General features: G+C 36.1%; 20 protein-coding genes and 1 pseudogene. 18 read left to right on the top strand and 3 right to left on the bottom strand.

Annotated elements, in window-relative coordinates; all coding sequences use genetic code 11:
* The first annotated feature begins 12 nt into the window (after positions 1–12).
* The 15 genes from BM183_RS07475 (at position 13) to BM183_RS07545 (ending at position 10776) form a co-directional block, all read left to right on the top strand.
* Positions 13–189, top strand: a complete 177-nt coding sequence (locus BM183_RS07475) for a hypothetical protein (RefSeq protein WP_242960912.1) — start codon at positions 13–15, stop codon at positions 187–189.
* The gene (locus BM183_RS07480) at positions 189–2642 is read left to right on the top strand and encodes a tape measure protein (protein ID WP_091685764.1); all 2454 of its coding nucleotides are present in this window, start codon (positions 189–191) and stop codon (positions 2640–2642) included. Before BM183_RS07475 ends, BM183_RS07480 begins: the two co-directional genes overlap by 1 nt.
* Positions 2642–3388, top strand: coding sequence for a LysM peptidoglycan-binding domain-containing protein (locus BM183_RS07485; RefSeq protein ID WP_091685766.1), 747 nt, complete (start codon positions 2642–2644; stop codon positions 3386–3388). The genes BM183_RS07480 and BM183_RS07485 overlap by 1 nt, the downstream gene beginning before the upstream one ends.
* A 78-nt stretch (positions 3389–3466) precedes the next feature.
* Positions 3467–4423, top strand: a complete 957-nt coding sequence (locus BM183_RS07490) for an XkdQ/YqbQ family protein (protein ID WP_242960913.1) — start codon at positions 3467–3469, stop codon at positions 4421–4423.
* Positions 4420–4734, top strand: a complete 315-nt coding sequence (locus BM183_RS07495) for a DNA helicase (protein ID WP_091685768.1) — start codon at positions 4420–4422, stop codon at positions 4732–4734. Before BM183_RS07490 ends, BM183_RS07495 begins: the two co-directional genes overlap by 4 nt.
* Positions 4731–5126, top strand: coding sequence for a DUF2634 domain-containing protein (locus BM183_RS07500; protein ID WP_091685770.1), 396 nt, complete (start codon positions 4731–4733; stop codon positions 5124–5126). The genes BM183_RS07495 and BM183_RS07500 overlap by 4 nt, the downstream gene beginning before the upstream one ends.
* Positions 5126–6145, top strand: a complete 1020-nt coding sequence (locus BM183_RS07505) for a baseplate J/gp47 family protein (RefSeq protein ID WP_242960915.1) — start codon at positions 5126–5128, stop codon at positions 6143–6145. The genes BM183_RS07500 and BM183_RS07505 overlap by 1 nt, the downstream gene beginning before the upstream one ends.
* Position 6146: 1 nt before the next feature.
* Positions 6147–6674 carry a YmfQ family protein gene (locus BM183_RS07510; protein WP_091685772.1) on the top strand — a complete coding sequence of 176 codons (528 nt, stop codon included), beginning with the start codon at positions 6147–6149 and terminating at the stop codon, positions 6672–6674.
* A gap of 5 nt (positions 6675–6679) precedes the next feature.
* Positions 6680–7858 carry a pyocin knob domain-containing protein gene (locus BM183_RS07515; protein ID WP_091685773.1) on the top strand — a complete coding sequence of 393 codons (1179 nt, stop codon included), beginning with the start codon at positions 6680–6682 and terminating at the stop codon, positions 7856–7858.
* Between the two features lie 11 nt (positions 7859–7869).
* Positions 7870–8928 carry a hypothetical protein gene (locus BM183_RS07520; protein WP_091685775.1) on the top strand — a complete coding sequence of 353 codons (1059 nt, stop codon included), beginning with the start codon at positions 7870–7872 and terminating at the stop codon, positions 8926–8928.
* Between the two features lie 13 nt (positions 8929–8941).
* Positions 8942–9277 carry a hypothetical protein gene (locus tag BM183_RS07525; protein ID WP_091685777.1) on the top strand — a complete coding sequence of 112 codons (336 nt, stop codon included), beginning with the start codon at positions 8942–8944 and terminating at the stop codon, positions 9275–9277.
* Between the two features lie 14 nt (positions 9278–9291).
* Positions 9292–9426, top strand: a complete 135-nt coding sequence (locus BM183_RS07530) for an XkdX family protein (protein WP_091685778.1) — start codon at positions 9292–9294, stop codon at positions 9424–9426.
* Positions 9427–9469: 43 nt separating this feature from the next.
* Complete coding sequence (locus tag BM183_RS21640; protein ID WP_091685780.1) at positions 9470–9694, top strand: hemolysin XhlA family protein; 225 nt, start codon at positions 9470–9472, stop codon at positions 9692–9694.
* Positions 9695–9707: 13 nt separating this feature from the next.
* Positions 9708–9893, top strand: a complete 186-nt coding sequence (locus tag BM183_RS07540) for a hypothetical protein (RefSeq protein ID WP_091685781.1) — start codon at positions 9708–9710, stop codon at positions 9891–9893.
* A 1-nt stretch (position 9894) separates the two neighbouring features.
* A complete protein-coding gene (locus BM183_RS07545) occupies positions 9895–10776 on the top strand; it encodes an N-acetylmuramoyl-L-alanine amidase (protein WP_170847927.1) in 882 nt (293 codons plus the stop codon).
* 31 nt (positions 10777–10807) lie between these two features.
* On the opposite strand, the gene BM183_RS07550 is transcribed toward BM183_RS07545, so the two are convergent.
* From BM183_RS07550 to BM183_RS07560, 3 genes are all read right to left on the bottom strand, one after another.
* A complete protein-coding gene (locus tag BM183_RS07550) occupies positions 10808–11122 on the bottom strand; it encodes a hypothetical protein (RefSeq protein ID WP_091685784.1) in 315 nt (104 codons plus the stop codon).
* 16 nt (positions 11123–11138) lie between these two features.
* Positions 11139–12404, bottom strand: a complete 1266-nt coding sequence (locus BM183_RS07555) for a DNA polymerase Y family protein (protein WP_091685786.1) — start codon at positions 12402–12404, stop codon at positions 11139–11141.
* Between the two features lie 275 nt (positions 12405–12679).
* Positions 12680–13270, bottom strand: a complete 591-nt coding sequence (locus BM183_RS07560) for an SOS response-associated peptidase (RefSeq protein ID WP_091685787.1) — start codon at positions 13268–13270, stop codon at positions 12680–12682.
* Positions 13271–13569: 299 nt separating this feature from the next.
* Here BM183_RS07560 and BM183_RS07565 point away from each other — a divergent pair.
* From BM183_RS07565 to carB, 3 genes and pseudogenes are all read left to right on the top strand, one after another.
* Positions 13570–13953, top strand: a pseudogene (locus BM183_RS07565) (peptidoglycan-binding domain-containing protein); the annotation flags it as partial.
* Between the two features lie 655 nt (positions 13954–14608).
* Complete coding sequence (locus tag BM183_RS07570) at positions 14609–15742, top strand: carbamoyl phosphate synthase small subunit (RefSeq protein WP_091685791.1); 1134 nt, start codon at positions 14609–14611, stop codon at positions 15740–15742.
* On the top strand, positions 15742–18942 hold the full coding sequence (carB, locus tag BM183_RS07575) for a carbamoyl-phosphate synthase large subunit (protein ID WP_091685793.1): 3201 nt from the start codon (positions 15742–15744) through the stop codon (positions 18940–18942). The genes BM183_RS07570 and carB overlap by 1 nt, the downstream gene beginning before the upstream one ends.
* Positions 18943–19052: the final 110 nt, after the last annotated feature.

Consider the following 19052-nt stretch of genomic DNA (forward strand, 5'->3'; position numbering starts at 1 on the left):
CCGGAGGCAAATTTGGCTCACTTTGCATTACAGAAATTAAAAATTCGAGCGGGAGTTTTACTGGGGTTATGTTCAGCAAACGAACCTATGGGGTATCAGGAAAGGGTATTTACCTATGGCAGTATATTGGTTCGGGTTGAACAAGAAAAGAATCAAGCCTCTAAAATAAAATCGAAGGGGGGAAGATAATGGCCACATTAGATGAGATGTTTGTAACAATGAATAATTATTTAGCTATCTTTAGTGAATTCAATATTAAAGCAGATGAATTTACAAAAAAAATGACGGATGTAAGCGAAAGCACAAATGCATTTACAACTAGAGTAGTAAATTTAAGCGAAAGCACAAATGAATTTACAACTAAAGTAGTAAATGTAAGCGAAGGCACAGATGAACTTACAACTAAAATAATCAGTTTAAGCGAAGGCACAGATGAACTTACAGAAAAAATAATAAATGTAAGCGAAGGAATAGATGAATTTACAAAAAAAATAACGGATGCAAGCGAAGGTACAGATGAATTTACAAAAAAAATAACGGATGCAAGCGAAGGTACAGATGCATTTACAAAAAAAATGACGGATGTAAACGAAAGTGCAGATGAATTTACAAAAAAAATAACGGATATAAGTGAAGGCATAAATGAACTTACAGAAAAAATAATAGATGTAAGCGAAGGCGCAGATGAATTTACAAAAAAAATAACGGACATAAGCGAAGGCACGGATGAATTTACAAAAAAAATAACAGATGTAAGTGAAGGCACAGATGAATTTACAAAAAAAATAATGGATGCAAGCGAAGGTACGGATGAAGTTACAAAAAAATTGACGGATGCAAGCGAAGGTACAGGTGAATTTAATGATAAACTTCAAGCTACAGGAGCAAGTGCAGAGAAAGCTAGCGGCAAACTTAGTAAATACTTAAATGCTGCAAATTTAATTAAAGCTGCTATTAAAGGTATGGAAATAGCGGATGAATTTATAAATATAAATTCCAGGCTGGAATTAGTCAATGATGGACTACAGACACAATCTGAATTGCAAGATAAGATATTTCAAGCTGCCGATCGCTCAAGTGGTTCTTATTCAGATATGGCAAGTACGGTGTCTACACTCGGATCGAATGCAAAGGATGTATTTAAGACCAATGACGAAGCAATAGCTTTTACTGAATTGCTTCAAAAATCAATGAAAGTAAGTGGCTTAAGTGGAGCAGAACAAAGCAACGCTATGGGGCAAGTAGCGCAAACAATGGGCAACGGTACATTAACTAGTGGTGATTTTAATTCAATCACGGATAAGGTCCCTACAATTATGGACGCTCTTATTACAGCCACAGGAAAGTCAGAGGAAGAGCTTAATAACTTAGCATCTGCTGGTCTTATGACGGCTGACATTATAAAAGATGCTATGTTTATAGCAAGCGATCAAATAAATGAACAGTTTGATTCTATGGACGTTACATTTGCAGAAATATGGAGCCGCATAAAGAACGCGGCTTTAAAAGCAATTCAGCCAATTATTGGAGCTGTTAGTGAATTAATTAATAGTGCCGCATTTAAAGATATAGTGGACAGCATTATTATTGGGATAAATTTCTTATCATCGGCCGTTAGCGGAATAATTGATTTTATTGTTGCAAATTGGCCGTTGATACAGTCGATTCTTACGGCTATAGGACTTTACTTGGCTGTGACCCTACTACCAGGATTTATAAAGGTAGGTATGGCTGGATTAATTAGTGGCTTAAAGATAGCTGCAGGTTGGATTGCGGCTAATGCACCTATGATTATGATGATAGCAACTATTGCACTAATTATTTATGCTTTAACAGATGCAGGAGTTACTGCAACAGATGTATTTTCTGCAATTACCGGAAGTATAAATGTTGTAATCCAGTTTTTCAAAAATTTAGGTCTTGAAGTTGCCAATATTGCACTCGGAATAGGCAGTGCAATTGGAGCTCTTGGAACAAACATAGAAGCCGCATTCCATAATGCAATTTGTTCCGTGCAATCCTGGTGGTATGGTATGCTTTCTACTGCCTTGACAGTGATAGGAAAAATCGCTGAGGAATTAAACAAATTACCATTCGTAAAGTTTGATTATTCCGGAGTCACATCTGCCGCAGACGATTATGCTGCAAAAGCTGCAGAAGCAGCTGGGAATAAAAAAGAATACGCCAGTATTTCAGACGCTTTCAATAAAGGATATTCTACATTTGATACATTCCAGGATGGATGGTTGCCTGAGGCCTATCAATCCGGGGCGGATTGGGGTGCTAATAAGATAAAGCAGATGGAAGATATGTTAGATAAAGTGTCTGGAGAGAAATTGGATATGGATATAGACAAAGATAAAGTTTTTTTCCCCGATGATTTTAAAATGGATCCAATTACTGTAAATGGAACCGCTGAAAATAATTCTGTTGAAGTAAACATGGAAAATGAGGACATAAAATACCTTAGGGATATAGCAGAGAGGGATTATATTAATAAATTCAGTACGAATACCCTGGCACCAAATGTAGCTATATCTTTCGGTGATGTACATCAGGAAGCAGACGCTGATAAAGTAGCGGGAAGAATAAAAATGATACTCCAGGAAGAAATTGCAACGGCAGCAGAGGGGGCTTATTAATGAGAGATTATGCAGTGTTTTTTGAATATAATAAAAAAACATACAGGATTCCGGTAAATCCAGAAGAAATTGAAATATCCAGCAGCCAGGCAGTTAAAAAATATGAAATTCTAAGTCTTGGTCAGATTGCAGTTCCCACACATTTAGAATTGCGGGAATATTCATTTGAAACAGAATTTCCAAAGTACAGTAAAAAATATCGCCCTCACTATATTGAAACGCCAAATGAGTTTCATGGTTCAGACTTTTATATAGACTTTTTCAGCCGGTTACAGAGAAAGCTTATACCCGTACGCTTTATTGCCGGAAGATTTACGGATAATAATGATAATGAAATAGTTGATAAAGAAGAAATTGATCTAAACAAATGTATAAACTCTCTTGTTTTAATTGAAGAATTAACCATTACAGAAAAAGCCGGAGAAGAAGGAGATAAATACGTAGGATTCAAATTGCTGGAATATATACCGTATAGTAAGAAAACTCCTGATAACGTAACATTTGAAACCAATGAATCCGGTAAAACGGTAGCGAAAAAGAAAAAAGTAAAGGGTAATGAAACATCAAATCCTAAATCAAACGGATATCATATAGTAAGGCAGGGAGAATCACTTTGGGCAATAGCAAAAAAATATTATGGTAATGGAGCAAAAAACAATATAATATACAACGCTAATAAAAATATTATTAAGAATCCAAACATGTTAAAGGTAGGATGGAAACTTAAAATTCCGGAAGAAAGCTAATATAACAAATATTCCACACCACTGCCGATAATGAAAACGGAGAAAGCAGCAGAGAAGGCTCCGTTCTATTGAGAGGAGTTGAGAGGTATAAAGGTTGAATTGTTGGTTAATGTAAATGATAAAATGTACGAAATAAGCGAGCTTGTAACATCCATATCATATACAGACAAGCTGAATGATGGATGCAGCAAGCTTGAATTTTCTTATATTGATGATAAATTGACAATAGAAAATGGCAGTTCTGTTCGTTTTAAATATGATAATAAAAATATATTTTCTGGAATCGCATTTAGTCATAGGCACACAAAAGATAAAGAAATAGCAGTCACTTCATACGATCAGTTAAGATACTGTAAAGCCAAGGATGAAATTGTTGTGCTAAAAGATACGGCTACCACATTAACGAAAAGAATGTGTAATTATTTTGGATTAAGAGCTGGCACACTAACGGATACAAAATATGTGTTGGCTACAGGGGTGCAAGATGGGAAGACATGGCTGGATATTGTCTATGACGGCATAAGTGAAACTTTAATGAATACAGGTAAAAAGTTTTGTTTACGAGATGAATTTGGTGCTATTTCTCTTAGGAACCTTGAAGATTTAAAGCTGAATCTTATATTAGGTGATGATAGTCTTTGCTATGATTTTAATTATGAAAAATCAATTGATGATGAGTTTTATAATCGAATTAAAATATATGTCAAAGGCGATAAAGGCAAGAATGGACAGTTTATAGTGGAAGATAGCAATAGTTCCATTAAAAAATATGGACTTTTACAGTATTTTGAATCTCTAGATAAAGAAGTAAATATATCACAGGTCAAAGCGAAAGCGAAAGCACTTTTAGGATTATATAATCAGGAAGTTGAATCTTTAAGCTTAGAATGCCTGGGTGACACCTCTGTTCGAGCCGGTTCTACTTTTTATGTTCTTATAGAAGGGATTGAATTATTTAAGCCATTATTTGTGAAATCCGTTACCCATAAGTTTTTGCCAAATCATACCATGAGTTTGGAGGTGGCTATTTCATGATAAATGAAATAAAAGCAATCGTGCAAAACTACCTTAATAATGCCAAACTTTGTAACGTCATGACAGGAGTAGTGGAAAATGGCGGAATAAGGATAAGTGAAAAAATAGTAATTCCAAATGAATTAATCAAAGGTAATTTAATGGACTATACTTCAACTGGGGTTAAAGTTAGGCTAATCCGTAATCATGGCGGAAAAGAATTTTATATCATTGAAATAATCGATAAAAATTTTCTCATCAAGGGCAGTACGGTCACATTATCCAGAGATGGCAACTTATATGAATACAAAGTAGAGGATGTGGTGAAATGATACCAGAAGAAATAATTGATGCCGAATTAGAAGTTATAGAAGACATAGAAACCACTAAAACTTACAGATTAACTGATATAAATATCCAAGGCTTTACAGATGAATTAAAAGCATTACAACAAGCTATATATAAGGTATTGAATACAGAAAAGTATGAATACCCCATATATAGCTTTGCTTATGGAATAGAATTGGAAAGCCTTATTGGAAAAGATCCTATATATGTGCAGATTGAACTTCAGCGAAGAATTCAGGAATGCTTATTGCAAGATGAAAGAATAACCGGTGTAGACAATTTTCAATGCACCGTTACCGGAGATAGCTTGTTATGTAGGTTTGATGTAACAAGTATTTATGGAAATACCACAATTATGAAGGAGGTGAGCGTATAATGTTTGAAGATATGAGCTTTGAAAATATATTGGATGATATGTTAAGTCTTGTTAAAAGTGATGTAGATAAAAGAGAGGGTTCTGTAATCTATGATGCTCTCGCTCCATGTGCTTTTAAATTAGCAGAAACATATTACCAACTTAATAATTTTCTTGACTTGGTGAGTGGTGATACGGCGGTAGGAGAATTTTTGGATAGAGTTGTTGCTGATCATGGTATTACAAGGAAGCCTCCTACCTATGCAATCAGGCGGGTAGGAACTACAGGAGAGGTTAAAATTGGTACCAGATGGGGATTGAATGATACAACCTACAAGATTTCTGAATTAATCTCTCCAAACATCTACAAGGCTAAATGTGAGCAATTAGGATCAATAGGCAATACTTATTCAGGCCAACTTGAAAATATAGACAATGTAAGTGGAGTTACAGCCACATTGACGGATATTATAACCCCAGGAGAGGACGAAGAGTCGGATGATAACTTAAGAGCCAGATTTTACATGCAGATACAGGCCCCTAGCACATCCGGAAATGCTGATAACTATAAGAAATGGGCTTTAGAAGTACCGGGAGTTGGAGATGCGAAAGTATTTCCGTTATGGAATGGCAACGGTACCATAAAAGTCATTGTAGTGGATGAGAACATGGATTTAGATACGGCTTTACCAACGAAAGTATTTAATTATATTGAAGCAGTAAGGCCCATAGGAGCCACAGTTACAGTAGAAAGTCCTGAAGTAAAAACAATTAATGTGCTGGCAAATGTTATATTAGATGGGTCAAAGACAATGGATGAAGTTAAAGCTGCATTTACATCGGCTTTAAACTCTTATCTAAAGGAAATTGTATTTAAGACTTATTCCATCAGCTACGCACGTATTGGAAGCCTATTACTATCTACTGCGGGAGTTACAGATTACTCTGATCTGCTTGTTAATGGTGGAACTGCAAATATAACTTTGCTGGATACAGAAATGCCTATTCTGGGCATTGTTACATTAACGGAGGTGGAATAAGATGGAGTTAATAACATTACTTCCGGAATACTATAAAGGCAATAAGACTATGGAAGAATTGCAAGGCATTCTAAGTACTGATATCAACCATCTTGCAAATAATATCAATACTGCTATAGATCAGTGCTTCGTGAACACTGCTACAGCATTATTAAGCCGGTATGAAAAAATATATGGAATACAAGTTGAAGTAAGTAAATCCAATGAATTTAGACGGGAACGTATCAGGGCAAAAATAAGAGGTACCGGTACTGTAACTAAGCAGATGATTGAAAATGTTGCAAAAAGCTATAGTAACGGAGAAGTTGAGGTTATAGAAAATACCGAAGATTATAGTTTCAAGGTTAAATTTGTAGGTACAAAAGGGATTCCGGATAATATGGCAGATTTGACATTAACTATAAATGAGATAAAACCAGCACATTTGTCTTTTTCTTTCGAGTATACTTACAACACATGGAACGACATTGCTAATATGACTTGGGATGAAGCAAGTGCTTATACGTGGGAACAACTGAGAGTGAGGTGAAAAAAATGGCTGAATATACAAAAAATTACAAATTAGAAAAGCAGCAAGGAAATGACAATATAAGTATCGAGGGATTAAATGAGAATTTTGACAAAATCGATACTGCGTTAGGAAATTCTTCAAGGTTTGAAAAGGCAAGCGGAACAGGGACAGCCATAACATTGAGCGGTATTATATTAGAAGATGGCGCCAGTAAAACTTTTATAGTGTCAGCAAATAATAACGGTGCAACAACAACAATTAATGGAAAGAAATTATATAAACCAAGTACAAACATAGTACCAAGCTTGAAAGTCGGGAAAGCTGTTACAGTGTGGTATAGTCAGGTAAATGATTGCTTTTATATTATATCTGCCGATGGTGGAGATGCAGATTCCTTAGGTGGTAAGAAAGCTACTGCTTTTATTGAAAAGAGTATTAATCTGTCTAGTGGAACAGATCTTAACACTATTTTAGAAAGTGGTTTTTACAGGTTAAATACTACTCACCCCAATGCCCCTGGATCAAGTTATAGTTATGGGCAAATGATAGTTTCACGAGGTTCAGATACAATAAGTCAAATTGTACTTCCTTATAGTTCAACTATTATATATATTAGATCTGGAACTACTACTGAGGCTAGTCCTTCAAATTTCACACAATCACCTTGGAAAGAAATTTCTATGGTAGGACATACCCATACAAAGTCAGAAATAAGTGACTTTCCAACTTCTTTACCAGCCAATGGAGGTACTGCAGATGTAATAATGGCTAAAGATACAAGGTCTGCAAACAATACACCAGAGTGGTACATTACCAATTATCCTAAACGTACTGTTGTTGAATTTAAAAATAGTAGCACCATAGGTTTGTCAGGTGCAACTTATGTAGGATTAATAACCGTTGTTCCTTATAGTGACTCATCTGGAGGTTACCCGTTTCAGTATACTGTTGTTTCAGGAAGCTCAATGAGATATAGATATGGAACGGGTGGGACTACATGGAGTTCATGGCTAAGCATTTCTAATGAGGGGCATACACACGGAGCAGCTAGTATCACAGCGGGAACATTACAAACCGGAGTTACAGCTTCAGTAGGAACTGACTATAATGTATCAAGGTTGAGAAATATTAATGCAGGAACCGGTGACATTGCTGTTGGATCAGGCTTAAGCAGTGGAGCCATTTATATAGTATATGAATAGAGGTGGTGTAAATGGCTAAAGGTATATATTTTGGAGTAGATGGAAAAGTAAGAAAAGTTAAAAGATTATATTTTGGCGTTGATGGTAAAGCGAGGAAAATAAAGAAAATGTACTTTGGAGTAGAAGGTAAAGCAAGATTATGCTATACAGCAAGTGACCCGCGTAAAATTGGCTCTTATACTTCTCCAGAGTATGTGTACGAAACAAATGCACCTGGCTATAATGATAATTATATTATTTTTTCTACTAACGGTATGGCAAAGGCAGCTGCACTAGATAAAAATTTGACTACTTTATCGTTATCAAAAACAGCCGGTACTATGTATGGTGTTGGAGGAGCTAGAGCAGGAAATTATGCACTTAACTTTATGGGAACAAATACTGATGAAGATTTTAGGGTTATTGATGCTTGGGATAACTCTTTAAATTACACTACTAAAGTTGCTTCAGGATTAGGTGCAAGGTCATACATGTATGGTGCTACTCTAAATAATAAAGCTTATTTCTTTGGGGGACAAATCAGAAATAATGCTGCTAATATGTCAGGTATATACAAGTGTGATGAATCATTAGCAGTAAATGAGATTAGCTCTCCAGCTTCTGGAAAATGCTCTGTATCTAAAGTCGGAAACAGCCTAATTGCTGTATCTTATTGGAATGCATACGTAGTGCTTATGGATGCAAATGAATCCGCAACTAAAATTGATACTACACCAACAACTGGCTACCTAGGGGCATCTACAGGAGATAGCATGATTATTAAAGCAAATAGTCATCTTGGCGTTACACAAATAATAAAGTATGATAGAAATTTAGCTAAAAGTATTATTAGCACACCAGAGGGTATGCTCGGTAGCTCGTCTAAACATGTTGATGGGGAGGGGGTAATATGGATTGGTGGGCGTACATATAATTATTCAAAAACAGACGCAGTAGTTACAATAGATGATTATGGAGTTGTCATAGAAAGAACTGCTCTATCTTATAATAGCAATAACCCAACTGGGGGTAAATTTCGTGATTATGCTGTTTTTGGTAGAGGTAGACTTTTAGAAGTATATGCAAATTAAAGGAGGAACAAAAATGATATATTTAGAATTTTATGACCCAACTAAAACTTATGTGTTTCAAAACTTAGTAGTAGCTACTCCTGATTTAATACAGGTAAATTATCCAGCTATTGCAAATCCTGATTTAAAATGCGTAATTATGACAGACGCAACGCATACAGTTTTTAAAGGATACGGAATACTTTCAAACTATATTGATGAATATCATATAGATGTGGCAGGTAAAGAAGATGAAGATATTTTAAAAGAAATTGAATACAAAATGAATGAACCTTTACCTGTCCCTAAGCCAACTGCGGAAGACAGGATTGCAGCTGCCTTAGAATATCAAAACTTATTATCAATGTAAAGGGGGTCTACAATATGACTTTTGAAATAATTAAAAAAAATTACGAAAGAAAACTTTGGAACAAACAAATGGTAAAAACCGCAGTAATTAAAGGTGTTATTACAGATAAACAGTACAAAGAAATCACCGGAGAAACTTATGAGCCCTAAGGCTCTTTTTTTAATGCCAACGAAAGGATGATACACATAGTCCATGAATGAAGAATATGTCGCAAAACAACTGGAAACCCACGAAAAAAGATTAAATAACCATGGAGATCGACTTGATAAATTAGAGCAATACCAATCCAGATCAGAAGTCCAAATAAGCAACCTATGTGAACAAATTAAAAGCCTCATATCAACAATAAAGTGGTCTATGGGATTATTAATAACAACTCTCGTAGGATTTATTATTTGGTACATACAATCCTTATGAAAGGGTGAATATTATGATAGAAAAAGTAGCGAAACTTATTAATGTAAAATCCATCGTAACTATAATTCTAACTGGCATATTTGCATTTTTGTCAGTTAGAGGAGATGTTACCAATGAGCAATTCCTAATGATTTTCACTACAATTATAGCTTTTTACTTTGGTACCCAAAGCGAGAAGAAAAAGAATGAAGGTGAATAATGTGAGAATAAACATTGACGCAGGTCACGGAGCCAATACTGCAGGCAAGAGAACACCTCCAATACCGGAAACCATAAAGGTTAATGATAAAATAACCATTAAGAAGGGTGAACAGTTTAGAGAACACATAGCGAGTGTGGGAGTAGCCTATTACCTTGAAAAAGAATTACTCCGTTGTGGATTTGATACAATGCGTACCGGATGGGATGATGACAACCCTTATGATGATGAAGATACTGGATTATCAGCTAGACAAACAGCCATAGCAAAAGCTGATTGTGATTATAGTATATCAATCCATTTCAATGCATTTGGTGATGGAAACAGCTTTAACAGTGCCGAGGGGATCGGAATCTACATACATAGTAAGTATGTAGGTCAATCTAAAAAGATAGCTGATATCGTGTTAAAGCATTTGTTACAAGGCAGTTACCAAAAGAATAGAGGGGTATCTCCTGCCAGTCTTGCAATGTGCAACTGCAATAACATGGATGTAAAAGGTGCCATTATAATTGAACTTGCCTTTATGACAAATAAGCGAGAGGCTGTAGAATTAATGGCTAATGAAGCTTACTGGAAAGAAAGTGCCATAGAAATTGCCAAGGGTTTATGTGAATATACAGGCATAAAATACGTTCCGGAAAAGGATCAATATGTCCCTGCCGCTCCTATCAATCAGATGTCCGATACCAAGGCTATCAAATGGTTACAAGAGCATCTTAATAAGGCTAATCCTAATTATACAATACCTGTAGATGGAAAATACGGACCTAAGACACGTATAGCAGCTTTAATTTTTGCAGAAACAAAAGGCTGGGATTGGAGCAGGGCCACCGGATACGCAGTAGGCCAGGGCACTATTAATACCCTTAAAAAGATATAAAATAATCCCGGAGGTTGTTCCTCCGGGCACATTATAGAAAAGTCATTATCCATCTGCACTCTTGCATGAAAAAAATTAATTTAATATTATGGCGGATTTCATTGATTACTATTTCACAGGTATATTCCAACGAAGGAATCCCTGAATAATTCTTTGGCTCCATATAAATCACCTTAATTTCTCTTACGGTCTGTATCTCTCCATTTTCATCTATAAATTTTATTAGGTAGGGAGTAGGTTTTCTCTGGCTTGTAAACCAGCAAGCACAGGCTATTTCCATCTGAGTACCGTGAATTTCTCCATCATTAGTGCTTTGGGTATTTGTACCGATTCCAAAAGCAGACATGACAATACTCCTTTCATCAATTATCTATTTTTAATTTACTATAGTCTACAGTTCTCTTTTCCCGGGAAATGCCGCCGGACATATGGTCTATGGGATTGTTCAAAAATACGGCTCTTTTAACGGAGTCGATTCCATACCTATTTCTAATGGTATCAATCATTTGGTCTGCAGATTCCAGTTTTTCATAATCCTCTGTATCAAACATATTAATTTGCCTGTTAAAATCAAAGTCCTTTATACGGCTTGTATGGATACCCAAATGTCTTATGGGAGAACCATTCCAAAGTTCATCAAATAGAATACAGGCGGTCTTATGAATTTCCATGGTTATATTCGTGGCAGCAGTAAGGACTTTTTGATGGGAAGCATATGAAAAATTATAATCTTTTATTCCCACGGCAATAACTTCAGCTTTTACTTCATGTTTACGTAAACGTGCAGCCACAGTCTCTGCAAGGGCTAAAAGGACCAATTTAGCGGTGCTGGAATCTGTTACATCAAATGGAATTGTAGTACTATTGCCATATCCTTTGTTAGGAGGAGGAGAGGACTGCACTACGGACATATCTAAACCGTTAGCGAATGCCCAAATGACTTCACCATGCTTTTTAAAATGTGATTTAAGCATAAGGGGGTCTGCATTTGCTAATTCACCAATGTAGCGTATCCCAAGTCCGAATAATTTTCTTGTGGTTGCCCGGCCAACAAAAAACAATTCTGATACTGGCAAAGGCCACATTTTTTCTTTTATCTCATTGGGAAATAAGGTGTGTACCAGATTAGGCTTCTTTAAATCTCCCGCCATCTTGGCAAGAAGTTTATTGGAGGAAACGCCGATATTTACGGTAAAACCCAGTTCTCTGTAAATCCGATCCTTTATCATATTGGCTACAATAACTGGTGGTCCGAAAAGACTTTCGGTACCGGTCATATCCATAAAGGCTTCATCGATACTGTATTGCTCCACGTCGGGAGAGTAGTCCCTAAGAATTTGCATAAATGCAGCAGAGGAACGTTCATATAAATTATAATTAGGAGGAACCAGAATAAGTGCCGGACATTTCTGTTTTGCCTCCATAATGCTTTCACCAGTTTGAATTCCGTACTTCTTTGCAGGAACTGATTTTGCTAATATAATCCCATGGCGCATAGCCATATCACCGCCAACAGCAGAAATCATTTTCCTTAAATCTTTTGTACTTCCTAAATGTTTTAGGCGATAGACCGCTTCCCAGCTTAGAAACGCTGAGTTAACGTCTATATGAAATATTACTTTTTCCATTTTGCTACCTCACATAAAAAGAACGTACGTTTGTTAAAATAAAGTATAGCAAACACATGTTCTGATGTAAAGAGGGAATGAATGTAAGTTTATGAGATAATTAGAAATTTAACCTTATCAGGGAAGTCCTCTGCTTCTGTAAGCGGGGGTAAGAACTTGCCTGTTTCAGGCAGGAGTCAGGGATCCTGCTGAAATGCCACGGAGTGGTAACGGGATTATGAGTAAATAGCATAAGCGGATAAACTTGCTTGTAGGCAAGTGGAAAATCAGCTTGGCTAAAATTCCAGCGTGATTTGCTGGTATTCAGATTTTCTTTCTAAGATAGTTGGTACCTGTTTCAAAAAATCTTGAGTCCGGTTATTATCAAACAGCCAAGAATGAAGCTCCTCTCTCTGCAAAATAAGGGGCATCCGATCATGTACATCCAGAATAGAGTCATTGGCATTAGTAGTAAGAATTACAAACCGGCTTTCTTCGTTGAAAACATTGTATACCCCGGCCATGTAAATAATATCACTGTCCGGTTGAGTAAAATAGATTTTTTCTTTATTTTTATTCCATTCGTAAAACCCGTTTGCCGGTATAATGCAGCGCCTGGATATCAGACTTTCCTGGAACATATTTTTATCAAAAGCCGTCTCGGATCGGGCATTAATTATGACTCCCTTACTTTTAGAATTAGGAAATCCCCAGGTAAGTAAATCTGGAACCATATCATCTTTTTGCGCTACCAAAATAGGAACTGTTTCAGTTGGAAATATTTCGCCGGTTTTATAACTTTTTCCAGAATTTTTCTTATCAATGTTCTGTAAAATTTTTTCAATTTCTTTTGATGTTTCATCATCGATATAATATCTGCCGCACATGTCATATCCTCCTCAATAGCTATCTACATAGTATAGTAAATTGCTACAGGTCATATTCATAGTTGAAAGAAAAATAATAACAAACCCTATTACTTGTACGAAAATTTACAAATGTCCTGCACATTTGTAAAAAGTGCAGTGTAATAGCTTTTTTGACGTTTGTATTAGTACAATATTTTATTAACTTATATTAACATAATACTACATGTTTTAAAATGCTTTATAGCGATTTTTAGTTATTCAATACACACTATATTCTTTATAATACGTTTTATAATTCATACCCTATTACTACAAGGATGACCCAATGGGGAAGTAAATATCTTGGAGATCAGGGTTATGAAGCCATCCAAATCCTACGTAATTATTACGGCGATACTATATTCATTAATACAGCACCGGAAGTAGCAGGGGTACCTTCCTCCTGGCCGGGCAGTAATTTGACCATCGGATCCACCGGGCAGCCGGTAAGAACCATTCAGGAACAGCTAAATGCAGTTGCCAATGTCTATAGCATCATACCAAAAGTTGCAGTGGATGGAAATTTCGGTGAAGGTACTGCCGAGGCAGTAAGAGCGTTTCAAAGAACTTTTGGTTTGCCTGCTAATGGAATTGTTGATTTACCTACATGGTATCGAATATCAGAATTATATGTAGCAGTAACCCGTATTGCAGAATTATAAAAACAAATTATTCAAGGACTTAATAAAATAGATTGATAGATAATTAAAATAATTAAGAGGCATATAAATAGATGTATTAGTTAGAAAGATAATAGCATCCATTTATATGCCTCTTAATATTTACAGCCCTGTATTTAAACCGGTCTTGAAACAGGAAGAAATAAAAGGGAATTATTCGGATATATATCAGCGGGAGAATGTCAATAATTTATTAAAAGACAAGCTTTAAGATATAAGGAAAGTTATATCATTTCAAAAGGTTCGATTACTTTAAATCGAGTGGGTTTTTTCAAAAATTACTCAGTTTTTAATCTAAAAAACAAATGAAACTTAAATTATTTATTATATATATTTATAAATAAGATTATGAATAATAATAAATACATTTGAATAAAAATTAATAAACTATTGTATTTAAAAAAAAGTTGTGATAGAATCTTATCAATTTGGGTACCTATAATTAGCATAGGAATAGAAGTATAACAATTGGGTTCATACCTATTCTTTGCGTAAGTAAATATCATGTTATATAACATTTTTCATGAAATTAGTATTACAAATAAAATACCGGTAATAAGAAAATAGAATCGTATTTACTTTTATAAATTTGCAAATTTATTGTTACTATAGACAAGTTTTTGAAAGGGAGAAAATTATGAAAGCATTTTTGATTCTGGAAGATGGTAATGTCTTTATGGGAAAAAGTATTGGATCAACCCGGGAAATAATTAGCGAGATTGTATTTAATACTTCTATGACCGGTTATCTGGAAATACTGACGGATCCTTCTTATGCCGGTCAGTCCGTTGTGATGACATATCCGTTGATAGGCAACTATGGTATCTGTTATGAAGATATGGAATCAACAAAACCATGGGTAGGGGGCTATATTGTAAAAGAATTAGCAAGGCATCCAAGTAATTTCCGAAGTGAGAGTAGTATTGAGGAATTCTTAAAAGAAAAAGATATTCCCGGAATAGCAGGTATTGATACCAGGGCATTAACAAAGATATTAAGAGAGAAAGGTACCATGAATGGTATGATTACTATCAACGGGAACTTTAACCTACAGGAAGTTGTTGAAAAATTAAAGAATCACCATTCTACTAATACAGTGAATTTAGTGACCTGTAAGGAGAAGAAAACTATTCTTTCAGAAGACTACAAGTTAACAGAGGCAGAAAAAGCAAGAAGGGGACTTAAAGTACATCCTTATAAAACCGGTAAATTTAAAACAGCATTATTGGATCTTGGTTCTAAAAATAACATAGCAGCTTGTCTGCTAAAAAGAGGATGTGATGTTACGGTGTACCCGGCATTTACAAAAGCAGAAGAAATTATTGGAGATAGTCCGGATGGAATTATGTTATCCAATGGTCCTGGAGATCCTAAAGAATACGCTGATATTATCAAGGAAGTAAAGAAATTATATGATAGTAATATACCTATCTTTGCAATCTGTTTAGGACATCAGTTAATGGCTCTTGCTAACGGCGGTAATACAAGAAAAATGAAATATGGCCACAGAGGTGCCAATCATCCGGTGAAGGATCTAAAAACCGGAAGGGTGTATATTTCTACACAAAATCATGGATATGTAGTGGAGGATATAAGTGACAGCATAGCCGAACCAAGCTTTATAAATGCCAATGACAGAACTATAGAAGGACTTCATTATTTGGGAAGGAATATAATTACTGTCCAATTCCATCCGGAAGCCTGTTCCGGGCCACAGGATACGGAGTTTCTCTTTAATGAGTTTATGCAGATGATGGAGGTGTCAAAATAATGCCCAAAATAGATAATATTAAGAAAGTATTAGTAATTGGTTCCGGTCCAATTGTAATCGGACAGGCAGCAGAATTCGATTATGCGGGTACACAAGCCTGCAGATCCTTAAAAGAAGAAGGTATTAAGGTAGTATTGGTGAATTCCAATCCAGCTACTATTATGACTGATAAAGATATTGCAGATGCAGTATATATTGAACCCTTAACACCTGAGTTGGTAAAAAAGATTATTCTGAAAGAAAAACCGGACAGTGTATTGCCTACACTGGGAGGCCAGGCAGCATTAAATATAGCTATGGAATTAGAGGAATCCGGATTTTTAAAGGAAAATGAGATTAGCCTCATTGGAACTACAGCAGAAACTATCAAAAAAGCAGAAGACCGTCAGGAGTTTAAAAATACCATGGAGAAAATAGGAGAGCCTTGCGCTCCAAGTACCGTGGTAAACACTGTGAAAGAGGCAAAAGCTTTTGCAGATAAAATCGGTTATCCTGTTGTTGTACGCCCTGCTTATACATTAGGTGGAAGTGGTGGCGGAATTGCAGATAACGAAGAGCAGCTTGCAGATATCTGCAGCAATGGTCTTAGACTAAGCCGTGTGGGGCAATGTTTAATTGAACGAAGCATTGCAGGATGGAAAGAAATAGAATATGAAGTAATGAGAGATAGTCAGGGGAATTGTATTATAGTCTGTAATATGGAAAATCTGGACCCCGTGGGAATTCATACAGGAGACAGTATTGTTGTAGCTCCTTCTCAAACACTTTCTGATAAAGAATATCAAATGTTAAGAACTTCTGCCATGAATATTATTACAGAGTTAAATATTACCGGCGGATGTAATGTACAGTATGCACTTAATCCCAATACCTTTGAATATTGTGTAATAGAAGTAAATCCAAGAGTAAGCCGTTCTTCCGCTTTGGCCTCCAAAGCTACCGGATATCCTATAGCAAAAGTTGCAGCAAAAATTGCTTTAGGCTATAATTTGGATGAAATTAAGAATGCCGTTACCGGTAAAACCTATGCCAGCTTTGAACCGGCGCTTGATTATGTTGTTGTTAAGATACCAAAATGGCCCTTTGATAAATTCATTATGGCAAAAAGAGCGTTAACGACTCAGATGAAGGCAACAGGGGAAGTTATGAGCATCTGTACCAATTTTGAAGGTGCTTTGATGAAAGCCATCCGTTCGTTGGAGCAAAACATTTATAGTTTCCGCCATGGTAATTATGAAGTATTTACTAGGGAAGAAATAAGAGAAAAATTACATATTATAGACGACAGAAGAATATTTGTAATAGCAGAAGCCATTCGAAGAGGTATTTCCCTTAAAGAAATCCATTCCATCACTAAAGTAGACATCTGGTTTTTAGATAAAATTTCGTATTTACTGGAAATAGAATCGGATTTAAAGCAAAAGCCTTTAACAAGAGAATTATTGCTGGAAGCCAAAAGACTGGAATATCCGGACCGGGTAATTGCTGAACTTTCAGGAAAATCCTTAGAGGAAGTTAAGAAATTACGCAAAGAAGAATATAAGATTATTCCAAGTTTTAAGATGGTGGATACTTGTGCTGGGGAATTTGAAGCAGCTACACCTTACTATTATTCTTGCTATGAAAGTGAAAACGAAGGGGCAGCAATTAATAATAAGAAAAAAATATTAGTCTTAGGTTCCGGCCCTATTCGAATTGGACAAGGTATTGAATTCGATTATTGCTCTGTTCATAGTGTATGGGCTTTACGTAAAAGTGGCTATGAAACTATTATTGTAAATAACAACCCGGAAACAGTCAGTACAGATTTTGATATTGCAGATAAACTATATTTTGAACCCTTAACACCGGAAGATGTGGAGCATATCGTGGATTTAGAACAGCCGGAAGGTGCAGTGGTACAATTTGGTGGTCAAACAGCCATTAAATTAACAGAAGCCCTGTTGAAAATGGGAGTTAAGATTCTTGGTACATCGGCTGAGAATGTAGATGCTGCGGAAGACAGAGAATTATTTGATGCAATATTAGAAAAATGCAGAATACCAAGGCCTGCAGGTCGTACGGTATTTACAGCAGAGGAAGCTGTTATAGCTGCCAATGAATTAGGTTATCCGGTATTGGTAAGGCCTTCCTATGTATTAGGAGGTCAGGGAATGCAGATAGCCATATCTGATGAAGGCATCAGGGAGTTTATGAGCATTATTAATCTGAATGTGCAGGAACATCCCATTCTGGTAGATAAGTACCTAATGGGTAAAGAAGTGGAAGTGGATGCAGTTTGTGATGGAGAGGATATATTAATACCAGGCATTATGGAGCATGTGGAACGAGCAGGGGTTCATTCCGGCGACAGTATTTCCGTATATCCGGTACAGAGCATATCCCATGAGACAGAAGAAATAATTGTAGACTACACAAGAAAACTGGCACGCTCCCTTCAAGTTATAGGGCTGATAAATATACAATTTATAGTATCTGATAATCAGGTGTATGTAATAGAAGTAAATCCCCGCTCAAGCAGAACCGTTCCTTATATAAGTAAAGTTACCGGAATACCAATTGTAGAGCTTGCTTCAAAAGTCATATTGGGAGCTAAATTATCTGATTTAGGCTATGGAACTGGAATTGCTCCGAAAGCTGACTATATAGCTGTTAAGATGCCGGTGTTCTCTTTTGAGAAATTACGGGGTGCTGACATCAGTCTGGGACCGGAGATGAAATCCACCGGAGAATGCTTAGGTATCGCAAAGACTTTCAATGAAGCCCTATACAAAGCTTTTTTAGGAGCAGGCATAAACCTTCCTAAGAATAAAAAAATGATCATAACGGTAAAAGATGGAGATAAACAGGAAGCTGTTACAGTTGGAAGGCGCTTTCAAGCTTTGGGATATGAAATCTACGGAACAAGAAATACTGCAAAAGTATTGAATGAGAATGGAGTTGAAGCCATTCCCGTTCATAAAGTGGATGAAGAAGCACCAACTATATTAGATCTAATACTAAGTCATGAAATTGATTTAGTCATTGATACCCCAACCCAGGGCAGAGATAAGACAAGGGATGGCTTTTTGATTCGCCGTACCTCCATTGAGACCGGGGTAACCTGCTTAACTTCTCTTGATACGGCCAATGCCCTGCTTACCAGTCTGGAAAATGCAGATAAAGATCATATTACCTTAGTAGATATTACAAAAATATAAGAAGGTACAGACTTAAGTGAATGTCTCTAAGTACAGTAATGAGGTGGGATTCAGGGAATCCCACCTCATTTCCATACACAGAGCCAAAGCACTGTTAGGATAAGTTATTT

The organism is Anaerocolumna aminovalerica (assembly GCF_900115365.1).
Classification (GTDB): Bacteria; Bacillota; Clostridia; order Lachnospirales; family Lachnospiraceae; genus Anaerocolumna; species Anaerocolumna aminovalerica.